The sequence below is a fragment of the Arthrobacter sp. NPDC080086 genome (genome assembly GCF_040702285.1).
In genome coordinates, this window is the sequence record NZ_JBFBKP010000054.1 from 13926 (window position 1) to 29456 (window position 15531).

Here is a 15531-nt window from a genome sequence, read left to right on the forward strand (position 1 = left end):
GCCGCCCTTGGACAGGGGAGAGGCTTGACCAGACTGAGAACGACTTCCTGCATGGTGACAGTCACCTCAAAAACGCTTTGGCCTCTGCCAGGGCGGAGCGGAAACCGTTCGGACTCAGTCACGTAGTATTCGGGAGGTGCGACGGCGATCCATTTCTCGCCCGCGCCAGACAATTTATGGAGGAATTTCGTGTCATGGTGGTCGATAGTCCCGCATCTTTGCCTGGGGATCGGGGTGCTGTTTGTACCGGGACTCTGCGTGGGCTGGGTCAGTAGGCTACGGGGGATCGCACTGCTGGCTGTCGCGCCGGCCATTACAGTCTCAATTGTTGCGGTAGCTGCGTTGATCGCTCCCTTGATCAACATGCGGTGGTCGATTGTCCCGGTTGGGATATTCGCACTGATAGTTGCCGCTATCGCGTGGGTGGCTACGAAACTGCTCTCTCCAGCTGGGGCGGCTGAACGTCCCCGAACCCAAACCCCGATCAAGTGGCTGAATGTGGGGGGACACACGCTGGCCTTGGTTGCAGCGGCATTCCTCATATCACGTCGTCTCGTCGTCGCCTTCGGTCGCCCGGAAGCTTTTTCGCAGACCTTCGACAATGTCTTCCACCTCAACGCCGTGCGTTACATCCTTGATACAGGCTCCGGTTCATCGATCACCGTTAGCGGCATGACCGGCGGAGGCTTCTACCCCGCGGCCTGGCACGATCTCGTAGCTTTGATTGCCGTCACCACAGGTGCATCGATCCCTGTTTCAGTGAACGTCATCAATTTGATTGTCGGTTCAATCGTTTGGCCTCTCGGGTGCATTCTCCTCGCGCACAAGGTCCTCGGTGAACGCGTAGCCGTTAGCGTCGCGGCGGGAATTCTCTCTGCAGCTTTCGGCGCTTTTCCGCTCCTGCTCTTGGACTTCGGGGTCCTTTACCCGAACTTCCTAGGGAACGCCCTTCTACCGATAGCCGTAGCATTGGGAATTCAAGCCCTGGGACTGGGCTGGTCGCGTTCTGGGTCGGCGGCCGTCTCATGGCTCCTCTTCGCCGCGGTGCTTCCCGGCCTCACCTTGGCCCACCCGAGCAGCACGATGGCACTCCTGGCCATGTTGCTGCCCCCTCTCCTGATCTTATGGTTCAGGGGAGTTGTCGCTATTCGACGCCGCTCGCAGCATGTAGCTCTCCGCCTTGGTGGAATGGCACTACTGCTGCTGCTCGGCCTGGGCGCCGTCGTTGTCCTCTGGAAGGCCATACGACCTCCTGAGGTTGCCGCCTTTTGGCCCCCCATTGAAACTACCGGACGCGCGATCGGCGAGGTGCTGACAAGTTCGGCTATCGGTCGGTCAGTGTCATGGGCGGTGGCGTTGCTGGCGGTTGCGGGGCTTATCTCAGTAATTCGACGACGCCAGCAGTACTGGCTCATTGGCATGTTCGTGGTGATCGCGTCGTTGTTCGTGATCGTGGCGTCATTTCCGTTCGGTAGCCTTCGGACATTTTTCACTGGCGTCTGGTACAACGACCCTCCCCGGTTGGCCTCGCTGTTGCCGATGGTGCTCCTGCCCTTCGCTGTCGTTGGCGCGGTGCGAGGGTGGGACCGTTGGCTGGAGCCCCAGCTTCGTGGGCTGGCCTCTAGGAGCCGCCGTAAGACTCCGCTGGCGGCCTCTAAGCCTCTAGCGGCCGTGGGTGCAGTGGCGGTCATCTGTCTGTTGACGCTCGCAACTCAGCAGGCCAACGTCCGTGAAGCAACGAACTCGGCAGCGGCCGGTTACCGACTGGCCAACGATTCTCCGCTTGTCTCTTCGGACGAAATGACCCTCATGAATCGACTACCCGCCGAGGTACCCCAAGACGCCGTCCTGGTAGGTAACCCTTGGAATGGCAGCGCTCTGGCTTATGCATTCACCGGGAGGAAACTGGTTCAACTCCACATGCTAAGCGAACTTCCCTCGGGAGCCGTGGAGCTATTCACGCGCCTCAACACGGCAAAAACAGATCCGACGATCTGTCCAATCGTTCAGAAGTTGCACGTTGGCTACGTACTCGACTTCGGCCATCAAGAGGTCCACGGGGGAGACAACGGGTTCCGTGGGCTGGATAACCTGGTGGCCTCCGGAGTAGCGAGTCTTGTTGACTCCCAAGGTCAAGCAAAAATCTATAAGTTGACTGCCTGCGGGCAGTGACACATCAACGTGGTAGGAGTGTCGGCATGACAATCGCCCTAACCGGAAGCAACGGCTTCCTCGGATGGCACACCCGTGTCCTTGCGCATAGCCTGGACAGGACGACGGAGCCTCTGCCTCTCGGAGACAAGTTCGACATCGGCTCGGCTACAGGGCTCATGGAGAGGGCTACAACCCTTGTCCACATAGCAGGCGTCAACCGCGGTGACGACGACGCAGTCCGAGAGGGCAACGCGAGATTCGCCCAGCAACTCGCCAAGGCACTGGGCGAGGCGACATCGGTTCCAGCCACGGTGGTCTACGCCAACTCCATCCAGGCTGGCAACCAGAGTCCCTACGGTCAGGGAAAGCAAGAAGCCGGCCGGATTCTTAGGAAGGCAGCCGAAGATGCCGGCGCGACTTTCGTCGACGTAAAGCTTCCGAATCTCTTCGGTGAGCACGGGAAGCCCTTCTACAACTCGGTCGTCGCAACCTTCTGCCAGCTCGCTTCGGAAGGCAAGCCTCTGGAGGTGAAGGACGATAAAGAACTGCGGCTTTTGCACGTGCAAACGGCTGCAGAAGTTCTGCTCGGAATTCATGCGCCCGACGATGCCCACAATTTGGCAACAGTCAGGAAAGTGAGCGAAGTTGCGGAACTGATAGGGTCCATGGCCCATTCGTACACGGACGGCACTATTCCGGATATTGCAAATACATTTGAACGTGATCTGTTTAATACCTATAGGTCATTTTTGGTCGGCGAGCGGCTTCCCATCATGCTGAATCGGAAGGAAGACGCCCGAGGTGCCTTTTTTGAAGTCATCCGCAGCGCTGGCGGGGAGGGGCAGGCCTCTTTCTCTACCACGGAGCCAGGCGTGACGCGGGGGCAGCACTACCACCGGCGTAAAATCGAGCGATTTACCGTTCTTTCAGGTACCGCCGAAATCGCCATGCGAAAAATGTTCTCTAATGAGGTTCTGACGTTCCCTGTGACCGGTGAAAATCCAGTTGCTATCGATATGCCGACAATGTGGTCCCATAACATCACCAATGTTGGATCGGATAAGCTTTATACCATGTTCTGGATCAATGAAATATTTGACCCAGCCTCTCCCGACACCTTCCCGGAGGAAGTATGACCGACGCTGGCCGCAGGCTAAAAGTACTGACCATAGTAGGAACACGACCCGAGATCATCCGCTTGGCGGCTACGATCCGACGGCTTGATCGCAGCACCGACCATGTGCTGGTCCACACGGGGCAGAATTACGATTATGAACTCAATGAGGTTTTTTTCGAGGACCTCGGGCTGAGGAAGCCCGACCACTTCCTTGAAGCCGACACGTCGTCCCTCGGCGCGGTATTGGGTTCGATACTGGCCAAGACCGAGGAAGTGCTGCTGGCCGAAAAACCTGACGCCATGGTTGTTTTGGGTGACACCAACAGTTGCATCTCTGCCCTCATGGCCAAGCGTATGAGAATCCCCGTCTACCACATGGAAGCAGGGAACCGTTGCTTCGATGAGAACGTGCCGGAGGAGACCAACCGCCGCCTGGTCGATCACGTAGCAGATTACAACCTCGTCTACACCGAACACGCCCGCCGCAATCTCCTGGCGGAAGGGCTCCACCCCTCAAGGATCCTCCTGACAGGTTCTCCGATGAAGGAGGTGCTGCAGGGTAATGCCGACGCCATTTCCAGCAGCGACGTTCTTGAGAAGCAGAACCTCACCTCAGGCGGCTACTTCATGGTGAGCGTTCACCGCGAAGAGAATGTGGACAGCCCGGAACGTCTGGCAGAGATCCTTAAAGCCCTCCAGACGCTCAGCCGCCGGTACGAAGTTCCGGTCCTGGTGTCGACCCACCCGCGTACTCGCAAAAGGCTCGAAAGCCAGCCGGAAGAGCTGAAGGAGGGACTGCGCTTCCACCCCCCGTTCGGCTTCAACGACTACGTGAAGCTCCAGCAGGAAGCAAAGCTGGTCCTCTCCGACAGCGGGACCATCAGCGAAGAATCCTCACTGCTCGGCTTCCCCGCCGTCACGCTGAGGGACGCTATTGAGCGGCCTGAATCGCTCGACACTGCGGCCATCATCACGACGGGTGTCACCGCTGATGCGATCGTGGACGCAATTGAGATTGTCTTGGATCAGTTCCAGAACGATGGACCGCCGGTCGTTCCCGCTGATTACCAGATCAGCGATACGTCGCGCCGGACGGTGAACTTCATTCGGTCGACTGCCCACACGCACCACCAGCGGACGGGAATTTTCGTCAACATTGACAGGAACCGCTGACCATCGCTGAGGACGACTGCGTCATGGTTCGCCAAGCCGCAGTCTGATCGGCTCGTCGAAGACTTTCGTCGCGAACACAGACGCCCCGCTGGATAATCCGGCGGGGCGTTTGCTGTTATTGGGACGGGGCGGACCCGGCTGTTGGAGACTAGTAGGTTACTTCGGTCCCCGCGCTCTTTAGTAAGTTATGATCCGGGAGGCATATTCCGGGAATGCAGCCCGCAGTTCGGGCAGGAGCTCTGGATCGACCATGACATCGAGTTCCGGCATTTTCTCCAATATGGCAATCATTGCGTTGGGCACCTTGGAAGGACCTTTATATAGCGGGCTTACCAGGGGAATGGCAGGTTCGACCTTGTTCGTCCACTTGCCTTGAAGCGTCAGGGACCACTGCGCCGCTAGGAGGGGGTCAAAGAAATCGTTGAAGCCGGCGTAGATGAAGGTTCGTTCCTGCTTGACCCGGGATATGGCGAGAAGCTTGGGAATCAGGGGCGGCATTGGTCCCGAAAGTGCGGTCGTTTGCTGAAGGAGTGCGGTGGCGCCACTTGCGGTGGGCTTGAGCCCTTGCTCGCTCATTCCGGTAAAGGGCAGTCCAAAAAACTGAGTCGCCCCCAGGGTCGTCAGTAACGACGCTGCCACGAAGGTCTTACGGCCGCTTTTCTTGAGAAGGATCGGCGACCAGAGTTCCGCAAAACCAATCACGGTGCAGACGATGGCGACAATTTCCACTGCCAGGGACGACTTGTGGAAGTAGTAGGTCACAGATCCCGACTGCACAAGTTGGAAGATGCCAAGCGCCAGCAGGAGGGCCGCCCCGAAGAGCGGTGTAGCCAGGACATGTAAAGAAGTGAGCGTCCCGTGTCTGTGCTCCTCGCTTCCGGCCTTGCGCCGCGAGAAGAAGGCGAGGGCAACAAAAGCGTTAGCGATGACGCAGAGGACAGCGACGCCGGTGTCAGCCAAAGCGATACCGCCGTTCGTCGTGAGCACGTCGCCAGCGGAGAGCGCGTGGAGCTGCCAGACAGCAGCGCCCAGTGCAGCCACGCCGACGACCGCTATGGCGGACTGTACGGTGACGTCCCAACTCCTTAGCTGCGTACGGTGTCGAATCAAGTGCCATCCGTAAACGGCGACGCTGGGGAGGCAGAGGACGAGGAGGAGAATCCAGCCGTGGGCCACTCCCACCAGAGCCATCGTAAGGGCAGCTGAAGCGAGCGACGGCGGGATGACCCGCCTCAGTTGAACTATGGCGATGCACGCCACGCAGAGAGCCACACCCAGCCCGAAGTTGGGGAACGCACCGAACACCGGAATCGACCCGGGACCCACAATCCAGGCCGTTGCGACGATCGTGACAAGCGGCAGTGTGACGAGGAAATTCCGCCGTAGTACCGGGAGCGAAGTCAATCCAGCGATGACCATCACTGTGCCGAGAATCGTAACCGCCCCGATCAGCCGGCAAAAGAGCACAAGCTCCTCGCCCGGATCGCCTGGTCTGCTACCGGCGACAACTTCCGCCAATGTCGCTAACAGCGAGTGGAACCCTTGAGGGTAGGTTGCGGCGGACCAGGGGCTGCCGTCCGCGGAGGCCGGGAGGACGGCCAGGACCGCCCCATGGTTTCGAATCATGTCGTACATGTTGAAGTGGGGTGCAAAGTCCCAAGACCTGGTGAGAAGCAGAAGTGCTTCCTCAGGGGAGCGGACCGAAATGAATCCCTGAACCACCCAAAGAGAAGCGAGGGCCGCTACGACAGGCAGAATGTCAACAACGTTTGCATACGGCAAAAACGATCGGAGAGGCCGCCGTGTCACGATCCAGAAAGCTGCTGACGCCGTAAGACCGGCAGCCGCTAACGCCAGAACGAAGGAGCCGCGGTCAAGCCCCGGCACTGGACCGGAGTACCACCAGATAATCGGTGCCAAGCCAGCGATGCCGACACTGGCAACAAGAATGCGCTGGGAGAAGCTCCGCGACGTCGGAATGAGGAGCAGGACGAAACCCAGGAGAATTCCAAAGCGCCAACCCGTCAGTGCTCCAGAGTTTCGCACGGCTACAACGGCAAGAAACGCGAGAAAAGAAATGACCAAGAGCAGCAGTATCTGGGAAAGTGAGATTTTTGGTCCGCCGGTGGGCCGGTTGCGCGGGCGCGCACTCCGGGTTGGTGCTGATGAAACTGAGTGCAGATCCGGGCTGAGCATGATTCCTTAGCGGTCGTGGTCAGCCGGCATTTCCCCCGATGTCACGACCTTCGTTAATTCAGGGCACCTCGAAAGGCGCGGAAAAGGTACAGAGTAGACACCTATGAGTCTACGTCGTTCGCGATGGGCGTCCTTACGTGGTGCGAGGCCCTAGTCCTTGGGTGATTGCGGACCAGTCTCCAGTCGCGGCGTTTCGCCCTGCGGACCTGCGGTAGAAAACGCGTGGAAATCGTGCTCCAGCCGCTCTACCGCGGTGCGCATGATGGCGACTTCCTCCGCAAGGGTGCGGTTCTCGTCCTCCACGACGGAGAGTTCCCACGAAAGATGCAGACAGACGCCCAGCAGCAGAACAATGCACAGGGCAAAGAGCAAGTTCGATGCGACTTGGATACCGACAATCTTGCTGACGCCAGTGAGGAGGTCGGGCCAACCGGCCAGGACCAGGGCACTGGCTCCGATGATAAGCCACAGCGCGGCGTATTTTTCACGGAACACCTTGCGGCGGACCAGTTCAAGAACGATCGCAACCATGACGAGGGCGAAGATGAATGGAGGCAGTGTGTTTCCCATCAGGCGTTGCTTTCCCCTACGGCTATCTGTGATCGGCTGCGTGTCATTGCAAAAAGTAAGGCAAATACGGACCTAAGCAGGTAGATGGCAGATTTTGCCGGATTATGGCTGGGCGTCCCGCCCTGGCGCGGCCGCATGGCCACGGGGATCTGGGTCACCCTGCACCCCGATTTGATCGCAACTACCAACGAATCAATGGTGTCGCCAAGATACTCGGCCGGATAGTGATCCAAGTACTGTGCGATGGCTCTCTTATTCCCGGCACGGAACCCCGACGTGACGTCGGTAAGCTTCGTCCGAGCAAGACGCGAGATCACAGCCGCCAAAAACACCATCGCCCACTTCCGGGGACCGGAAACTTTATAGTCGCCCTTGGAGGCGAAGCGGGCGCCGATGGCGATGTCTGCCGACTCCAGCCCCTCCAAGACGGAGGAGATCTCCCGCGGATCGTGTTGACCGTCGGCATCCACCTGGATGACGGCGTCGTAGTTGTGGCGGTCCGCATACTTGAACCCGGCGCGCATCGCGCCTCCCACACCCATGTTGAAGGGGAGGCGGAGGACGGTCGCGCCGGCGGCCGCTGCCACATCGGCCGTTCGGTCCGTTGAGCCATCATCAACAACCAGAACGTCGTAGCCTTCGTTCAGATTGATCACTTCGGCGACCGTGTTTCCAACGGTTTCGCCTTCGTTCCAAGCTGGCATGATCACTAACACATGGCGGGCGTCTGGGCTAAGCATGATGCAGATTCTACGCTGAAACGTATCTGCGCCGAATTCGTGTCCCGCCTCCGGAGGGCTTTCCGGCCGCCCCCATCCCCGGGGCGCTGGTATTATCTAACGGTTGCAGCCCATGTTCGTTGCCGCAGCCACCCTGCAGACCAAGGAGACAAGTTGTTCAAGAACAAGACACTTTTGATTACCGGGGGCACTGGCTCGTTTGGGAACACTGTACTGAAGCACTTCCTGCACACCGATATCGGCGAGATCAGGATCTTCTCGCGGGACGAGAAGAAGCAAGACGATATGCGGAAGGCTTACAACAACGACAAATTGAAGTTTTACATCGGGGATGTGCGGAACATCGAGAGTGTCCGCGAAGCAGTCCGCGGCGTCGACTTCATTTTTCATGCGGCAGCTCTGAAGCAGGTTCCATCGTGCGAGTTCTTCCCGATGGAAGCCGTTCGCACCAATGTCCTGGGGACCGACAACGTGCTCACCGCCGCCATCGACGCCGGCGTCAAGAAGGTTGTCTGCCTGTCCACCGACAAGGCCGCCTACCCGATCAACGCTATGGGTACGTCCAAGGCGATGATGGAGAAGGTTGTCATCGCGAAGTCGCGCAACGTGGATCCGGCGGACACCCTCATCTCCTGTACGCGCTACGGCAACGTCATGGCTTCACGCGGCTCGGTGATCCCGTTGTTCGCGGATCAGATACGAGCAGGGAAGCCCCTGACCGTAACGGATCCACACATGACGCGCTTCCTGATGAATCTCGATGAAGCCGTTGAGCTCGTTCTTTTTGCGTTTGAAAATGCCAACCAAGGTGATCTCTTCGTTCAGAAGGCGGATGCCTCATCCGTCGGTGACTTGGCGACGGCCATGAAGCGTCTCTTTAACTCCGACGTCGACATCAACGTCATTGGCACCCGCCACGGCGAGAAGGCCCACGAGACCCTGCTGACGCGCGAAGAGCGGGCTAAATCCGAGGACCTTGGCGGCTACTTCCGCGTTCCCGCCGACACCAGGGATCTCAATTACGAGAAGTTTGTGGATTCTGGTGACATTGTCAACGAAGAACTCGAGGAATACACCTCACACAACACGCAGCAGTTGACCGTCGATGAAATCATCGAAAAGATCAAGACGACGGATTATGTACAGGAACTCCTGCCGTCCATCACTCCTGTCCCCTAAGAATGACATCTCGCCCCAAGGTACTTGTAGTCGGGCAGCACTTCTGGCCTGAAGGTTTTCGCATCAATGATATTTGCGATTTTCTGGTCGAGTCAGATGTGGATGTGGAGGTACTCTGCGGATTGCCTAACTATCCGCAGGGATCGCTCTTCCCAGGCTACACGTGGCGGGGACCCTACAAAGAGAATCACAAGGGCCTCAAGATTTACCGGGCCCCGGAAATTCCGCGGGGCGATAATTCCAGCCTGCGTATTTTCTTGAATTACGTATCCTTTCCGCTGGGCAGCCTTTTGCATCTGCCACGGTTGCTCTTCGGAAGATACGACAAGATCTTCCTTTATCAGCTTTCGCCGGTAATGATGTCAATCACGGGTATACTTTTGTCGAAGCTTCGCGGTATCGAGTCGACAATGTATGTGCTCGACCTTTGGCCGGAAAATCTTTTCTCTGTTCTGGACATTAAGAACCGTTTCTTGCGCCGCCTGGTCGAGCGAGTCTCCCACTGGCACTACCGCCAGCCCGACAAAATCATTGTCTTGTCTGAACAGATGCGAGCAAAGATTCAGAGTATTAGCGGTCTGCCGGACGATCGTCTGGCGGTCGTTCCGCAGGCATGCGAAAGCCTGTACGAACGGGAAATCATTGACGAGGATTTGGCCTCACGACTCGGCGACGGGTTCAAAGTTGTCTTTACGGGGAACATCAGCCCGGCTCAGTCATTCGAAACCATGATCGAGGCGGCTGCACTTCTCAAAAGGGAAGGCCTCACCGGTATCTCTTGGATCATCGTCGGGGACGGCATGAGCCGAAACGACGTCGAGCAACAGGTCAAGGATCGCGGTCTCGAGGACGTTTTTCGGTTTGAGGGTCATCACCCCGTCACCGATGTTCCCAAGTACACCACACTCGCGGACGTCCTGGTTGGTTGCCTGGTGAAGAGCGACCTGCTGGAGGCGACCATACCGGCAAAGGTCATGTCATACATTGCGTCCGGACGGCCGCTCGCTCTCGCCATGGATGGCGAAGTTCGCTCTCTCGTGGAAGACCAGGCTCAATGCGGCCTCGTTGGACCGGCCGGCGACAGCGAAGCTTTGGCGGACAATATCCGACGGCTTTACGAACTGTCAGCCGAGGACCGTCGGCGTCTTGGCGAAAGTGGTAAAGCCTACCACTTTGCCAACCTAGAGCGGAGCATTGTCCTGGGCCGGCTGAAGAAATTTCTCCTCTCACCGGCTTGATTAGTTGCACTGGCAGCTTTTCAGCATGCCGCAGCGCCGGTCTCAGCAGTGTTCCTGCGGGCCCGCCTTTCACGGCTGTGGCTCGGCTCGGTTCTCCTGCGGGCTTTCGGCGGGTTCGGTTCTATTGGCGGGGAAGTGCGCTGGACGGTCCTATGCCGCAGATGTGCCGAACGTTATTGGCACCTCGGCGACGTTTCAGGACGCCGACTCGGTTCTTCTGGCGCGAATCATCCGGGCAATGGCCAGGGAGTGGACCAGAATCCCGGCGATAGGCCCGAGCGACAGGCTGAAGATACTCCTGACCTCCACCCCGGCTGGGAGCAACAAGATTACAACTGCAACCACAGTGGCCGTCAGCCAACCTGCGGAGTACGCGCGGTGTTGACCCAAACCGATCACGATCGTGCCGAGAAGGGTAAGGACTGCCATCAGTACTGCTGCAAGCGTCAGTGCCGCCAGCGCCCATCCTGCCACCGCGTAGCTGGGGCCGAAAATGAGCATCAACCGCGGCCCCACGAGCCAAGCAGCGATGGCTCCTACGACTCCCATCGCAAGGAGGATACCCAGCGGCTTCCGGAGGGTCCTCCATCCGTTGTGTGGGTTCTTCACAACTTCGGATAATGCCACGCCTTGAAACGCCTGCAAAGGGACCATGATGGGTGCCCTTGTGAGCGAGATGGCCAAAAGTATGGGTGCGGAGAGGGCGTAGTCGGCCGGGGAAGTCGTCAGCTTCAACAAAATTGGAAAGGCAACGATAAGGGCGGCGGAGGATGCCGCCGACAGTAGGGCATGGCCGGTGTTTTGTAGCAACCGGGGGAGGGCGACGTCGCCTTTGGCCGCTAGAGCGCTCCGGGCGCCGGGTGAGACCAGCAAGACCAGCAACCACGCAGCAAGCGCGGCTAGACAGGCCATTTCGATGCCAACAAGGGAGGTAGCGGCCACGGCTGCCAAGGCGATGGCGCCCAGGCGCAAGAGTGCTTCAAGGGACACCAGACCGGCAAACAGCGTCCATTGATCGCTACCTTGGGCGGCACCTGCCAATGTGGCGTGGCAGGAAAAAAGAACGGCTGTCAGGACAAGGGCCGCAACAACCAGGGCGGCGTCTTGATGGAACACGAAGGTGGTTAGCAGCGGCGATAGCGCCGCGATCACAACTGCCGCAGCGAGGCCAACGATCAACCCGGACGTGAAGACCCTCGCGCCCTTGGCGGTCGCAGAGTCAGTCTTGAGCCGTGCCGCCCCAACAGCTCTCGTTGTCTCGGCCTGGACACCACCCAGGACACCGCAGACGAAGAACAACGCCGCCCAAAAGGAGAGGAATTCCGCGTTATCGGCGGGCGATAAAGCGTGGCTTGTGAGAAACAGGATAACTATTCCGGCCGCGGCCGCCGTAATTGATGCCGCTCCTACGCGGGCTGCGGATTTGGCCGAAATTCTTCCACCATCGCCGGGGGAGTCATCCGGGACGAACTCGGAGGATTGGGTAATATCCGTCAAATCAGGTCTTTCACGTAGTTATGAAGCGGTTCTGCTGCCGGCAACGCTAAACAGTCAATCTCCGGGTAGCGACGACAGACCATGTTCTCGAACAACGCCAAGGTCGTGCTGGACCATAGCCGCCACAATGTCTTCAAAAGTCGCGGTCGCCCGCCAACCCAGGGTGTCGGATATTTTTGTGGCGTCACCCCGCATTTCGGGGGCATCCACTGGACGACGGAATTTCGGGTTTACGTCGATCAGAGACAGTCCCTCCGAAACGCCTGCCGCGAGGAACGCGGCCTCGGCAAAGTCCCGTACGCTGCGTGAGACTCCCGTGGCCACCACAAAGTCCTCCGGCTCTTCGGCAGAAGCAATGCGAACCATGGCGTCGACGTAGTCCGGGGCCCATCCGAAGTCTCGGACTGCGTCAAGATTTCCAAGGCTCAGGCGTTCCTTGAGTCCAAGCGCGATGGCGGCCACACCTAGAGTGATCCGACGAGTAACGAAGCTCGACGGCCGGCGAAGTGACTCGTGGTTATAAAGGACGGCAGAACTGGCGAAGAGTCCCCGGGCCCGGTACGTGCCCACGGCATGATGGGCCAGCGCCTTGGCCGCACCATAGGGCGTGATCGGCCTCAGGGGGGTGCCCTCATTTTGGGGCACTTCTTTGGCTTGACCGAAAATCTCGGCACTCGATGCCTGAAGGAACCTGATCTCGCGCCCCGTGCGCTGTTGAAGTTGCCAAGCAGCTTCGAGCATTGCCACTGCAGCGGCGCCGGTGCTGACAACTGTCTCATAGGGTCGTTCCCATGACGCGGCCACGGAACTGATTCCACCAAGGTTGAAAATAGTGTCCGGGGCAAGGCCGCCAATTAGCTCGGCGAGGCGTAACGGGTCCGAAAGATCTCCTTCGTGGAGCGTCACGCCGCCGGCCTCGTGCTGCCGAGGGTTGGCATCCTCGGCTCGAACCATCCCGTGGACGTCCCAGCCGGCTTCGACCAGCTGCTCGGCCAAGTAGGACCCGTCCTGGCCCGAGATCCCAGTCACCAGTGCTCTCTGGGGGTGGCCGGACCCGCCACGGGATGACTCCAGCGTCATTTGGCGAGCAACCGCTGTTCCACAAGGTCGCTCTCGACCATCATGGTTACCAGCTCATTGAAGGAAACCTTTGGCTTCCAACCCAGAACGCGCTGTGCTTTCGTTGCATCGCCAATGAGCAGGTCAACTTCGGCAGGGCGCATGAACCTGGGGTCTTGGCGGACGTAACGACGCCAGTCTTCCAGCCCCGCTGCAGCGAATGCGGCCTCGAGGAGCTCTTCAATGGAGTGGGTTTCGCCCGTAGAGATGACGTAGTCATCTGCTTCCGGCTGCTGCAGCATCAGCCACATAGCCTCGACATAGTCGCCCGCGAAGCCCCAGTCCCGCTTGGCATCCAAGTTCCCCAGGACGATCTCATCCTGCAGGCCGAGTTTGATGCGCGCAACAGCCTGGGACACTTTGCGGGTAACGAACTCAGGGCCGCGCCGGGGAGACTCGTGGTTGAACAGGATGCCACTGGATGCGTGCATTCCGTAGGACTCGCGGTAGTTGATCGTCATGTAGTGACCGAAGACCTTCGCAACGCCGTAAGGGGAGCGCGGCCAAAGGAGGGTCTCCTCCTTCTGCGGAACTTGCTGGACCTTGCCGAACATCTCCGAAGAGGAGGCCTGATAGAACCGGACCTTGCTCACATCGTCACCAGCGTACAAGCGGGTGGCCTCGAGAATGTTCAGGACGCCCTTTCCAGTGACGTCCGACGTCATGGACGCGTTTTCCCACGAGTACGCTACGAAGGAAATGGCGCCCAGGTTGTAGATTTCGTCGGGCTGGGCGATGCCTAGGACGCGGACCAGCGAGGAGACGTCGGTGAGGTCCCCGGTCAGGAGCTTCACGCCGGGAACAGTCTTGCTAACGAGCTCGTATTTCGGGTTGTTCTGTCCCCGGATGAGGCCGAAAACTTCGTATCCCTTGGAGAGCAGGAGCTCCGCAAGATAGAGACCGTCCTGACCGGTGATGCCGGTAATGAGCGCACGAGGCATGGGGGAATTTCCTTTAAGTCGAAGAGTCACGCACAGCCACTATATAGGGTGACCACCGGAGACCTGTTGAGTTAAACCTTTGTGAGAGCGCGCTGCTGCACAGCGTAGCGATAGGCCGCTTCGTGAGCTTCGGCGCATTTTTCCCACGTAAACCTCCGAACTTGCTCAAACCCCTTGGCTTGAAGCTCGGAGGTCCGCCCAATGGCTTCGACGATTGCGTCGGCGATGGCCCGGGGCGAGTGAGGATCGAACATCACGGCCGCGTCGCCACACACTTCCGGGAGTGAACCCGCAGTGGATGAGGCCACCGGGCAACCGGATGCCATGGCTTCCAAAGGAGGAAGGCCGAACCCTTCGTAGAGGCTCGGAAAAACGAGGCATTTAGCCTTTCGGTAGAGCTCAAGAAGCTCCTGAAACGGAACCAGACCCTTGACGTCGACGTTCGCGGGAACATTGGTGAGGCCTTCCAAGCCCCCTCCCGTCAGCACGAGCGTGAGCTCCGGCCGCTCCGTCATCAAGAGTCTCATTGCTTCAAAGAGCACCGTGTGGTTCTTATGCGCCCACCCCCGGGCCGGATAAAAGATGAAATTTTCTCTTTCGCCGATATTGGGGGTGAACTGTTCCGAGTCGACGGCCAAGTGTGCGGTGAAGACCTTCTCGGGTGCAATTCCCAGGTGTTCGACGATCGTGCGTTTGGCGAAATCGCTGATGGTCACGACGGCGTCGGCCTTTCGCGCCGCGCGCTCATAGAAGAAACTCCGGTAGATCCGCTCCACGCGGCTGAAGAGGTGCGGAAGGTCACGGTGCTGGACGTCGCAAAGAGACTGCACAGTCGCCATGGACCGCGGCGGAGAGGGAAGATTGACGGCGAAAGGAACGTGGAAAACGTCGTTGCCTTCCATTCTCGCCACGAGTCCTTTGCGATGTAGGAAGCCCTGGAGGAGTGTCTTGATCCTCTCCGTGGACGACGGCCCGCCCGAAACTTCCGGGCACACCACTTCGGGTATCTCACCGGAGAAACCCTTCCCTACTCCGCTAACGAAGGTCGTCGCGGCGACTCCCTTGGTGCTGGCCAGCCCGCGGAGCAACCCGCGAGCGTAAGTTTCGCCACCACCCATCGCCCCGGGGACCAACGTCAACATCGCGATTGCGACTCGGAGAGGTCGGTTAGTGGGAGTGGGCCCGTCGGTCATTTGATCTTCGCGCATCAGTCAAGCTTAGCCTGCGGTGTATGAGGCCCGCCGCAGTGCACGTTCGTTGGGAGCGGCACTTGCTGGGGCCGGCGATGGGGCGTGAATTTGTGTTGTGGGTGGGTCATCGGGTGAGGGTGGTTTTGGTGCCGGTGGTGGGGGACGAGTCGATGCGGCCGCCTTGGAAGTTTTGTGCGGTGTTTCCGTTTGCGGTGGGGTATTGGCCGCTGGTGGGGTAGCCGAGGGGCCCGGTTTCCCAGCCTTGTGCGGCCCAGGCGTTGCGGATGGGGCCGTTGGGGCTTAGTTGCGCGCCGGTCGTGGAGGTCCAGTAGATCGCACCGTTTTGGTAGCCCTGGGACTGGGCGCCGTTGGCTGCGGTCCGGACGTCGGTGGTGGGGTAGCCGAGGGGGCCTGTTT

Annotated in this window: 12 protein-coding genes and 1 pseudogene; 5 read left to right on the top strand and 8 right to left on the bottom strand. The window is 59.1% G+C overall.

All coding sequences use genetic code 11. The features are described 5' to 3' along the window. Positions 1-189: 189 nt before the first annotated feature. Genes AB0305_RS16415 through wecB form a run of 3 tightly spaced genes read left to right on the top strand, consistent with a single transcriptional unit; the run spans position 190 to position 4444 of the window. Positions 190-2172, top strand: coding sequence for a DUF6541 family protein (locus tag AB0305_RS16415; RefSeq protein ID WP_364132834.1), 1983 nt, complete (start codon positions 190-192; stop codon positions 2170-2172). 26 nt (positions 2173-2198) lie between these two features. Next, positions 2199-3290, top strand: a complete 1092-nt coding sequence (locus tag AB0305_RS16420) for an NAD-dependent epimerase/dehydratase family protein (protein ID WP_364132831.1) — start codon at positions 2199-2201, stop codon at positions 3288-3290. Next, positions 3287-4444, top strand: a complete 1158-nt coding sequence (wecB, locus tag AB0305_RS16425; protein ID WP_290255667.1) for a UDP-N-acetylglucosamine 2-epimerase (non-hydrolyzing) — start codon at positions 3287-3289, stop codon at positions 4442-4444. Before AB0305_RS16420 ends, wecB begins: the two co-directional genes overlap by 4 nt. 177 nt (positions 4445-4621) lie before the next feature. On the opposite strand, the gene AB0305_RS16430 is transcribed toward wecB, so the two are convergent. The 3 genes from AB0305_RS16430 to AB0305_RS16440 form a co-directional block, all read right to left on the bottom strand. Continuing rightward, entirely contained in the window at positions 4622-6529 is a 1908-nt protein-coding gene (locus AB0305_RS16430; protein ID WP_364132829.1) for a hypothetical protein, read from the bottom strand. Positions 6530-6790: 261 nt separating this feature from the next. Continuing rightward, positions 6791-7210: a DUF2304 family protein gene (locus AB0305_RS16435; RefSeq protein ID WP_290255665.1), complete on the bottom strand. Its 420-nt coding sequence runs from the start codon at positions 7208-7210 to the stop codon at positions 6791-6793. After that, complete coding sequence (locus AB0305_RS16440; protein WP_364132826.1) at positions 7210-7950, bottom strand: glycosyltransferase family 2 protein; 741 nt, start codon at positions 7948-7950, stop codon at positions 7210-7212. Before AB0305_RS16440 ends, AB0305_RS16435 begins: the two co-directional genes overlap by 1 nt. A 153-nt stretch (positions 7951-8103) precedes the next feature. On the opposite strand from AB0305_RS16440, the gene AB0305_RS16445 reads away from it, so the two are divergent. Together AB0305_RS16445 and AB0305_RS16450 are read left to right on the top strand one after the other, a co-directional pair. Next, a complete protein-coding gene (locus tag AB0305_RS16445) occupies positions 8104-9129 on the top strand; it encodes a polysaccharide biosynthesis protein (protein ID WP_290255663.1) in 1026 nt (341 codons plus the stop codon). Between the two features lie 2 nt (positions 9130-9131). Further along, positions 9132-10367, top strand: coding sequence for a glycosyltransferase family 4 protein (locus tag AB0305_RS16450; RefSeq protein WP_364132824.1), 1236 nt, complete (start codon positions 9132-9134; stop codon positions 10365-10367). A 195-nt stretch (positions 10368-10562) separates the two neighbouring features. On the opposite strand, the gene AB0305_RS16455 is transcribed toward AB0305_RS16450, so the two are convergent. From AB0305_RS16455 to AB0305_RS16475, 5 genes and pseudogenes are all read right to left on the bottom strand, one after another. Further along, positions 10563-11864 (bottom strand): hypothetical protein, encoded by a 1302-nt coding sequence (locus AB0305_RS16455; protein ID WP_364132821.1) that lies wholly within the window; start codon positions 11862-11864, stop codon positions 10563-10565. A gap of 54 nt (positions 11865-11918) precedes the next feature. Then, positions 11919-12944 (bottom strand): GDP-mannose 4,6-dehydratase, encoded by a 1026-nt coding sequence (locus AB0305_RS16460; RefSeq protein ID WP_290255660.1) that lies wholly within the window; start codon positions 12942-12944, stop codon positions 11919-11921. Next, the gene (locus tag AB0305_RS16465; protein ID WP_290255659.1) at positions 12941-13924 is read right to left on the bottom strand and encodes a GDP-mannose 4,6-dehydratase; all 984 of its coding nucleotides are present in this window, start codon (positions 13922-13924) and stop codon (positions 12941-12943) included. The genes AB0305_RS16460 and AB0305_RS16465 overlap by 4 nt, the downstream gene beginning before the upstream one ends. A gap of 71 nt (positions 13925-13995) precedes the next feature. Further along, positions 13996-15132, bottom strand: coding sequence for a glycosyltransferase family 1 protein (locus tag AB0305_RS16470; protein WP_366173419.1), 1137 nt, complete (start codon positions 15130-15132; stop codon positions 13996-13998). Between the two features lie 106 nt (positions 15133-15238). Further along, positions 15239-15531 (bottom strand): annotated as a pseudogene (locus AB0305_RS16475) (hypothetical protein); the annotation flags it as partial.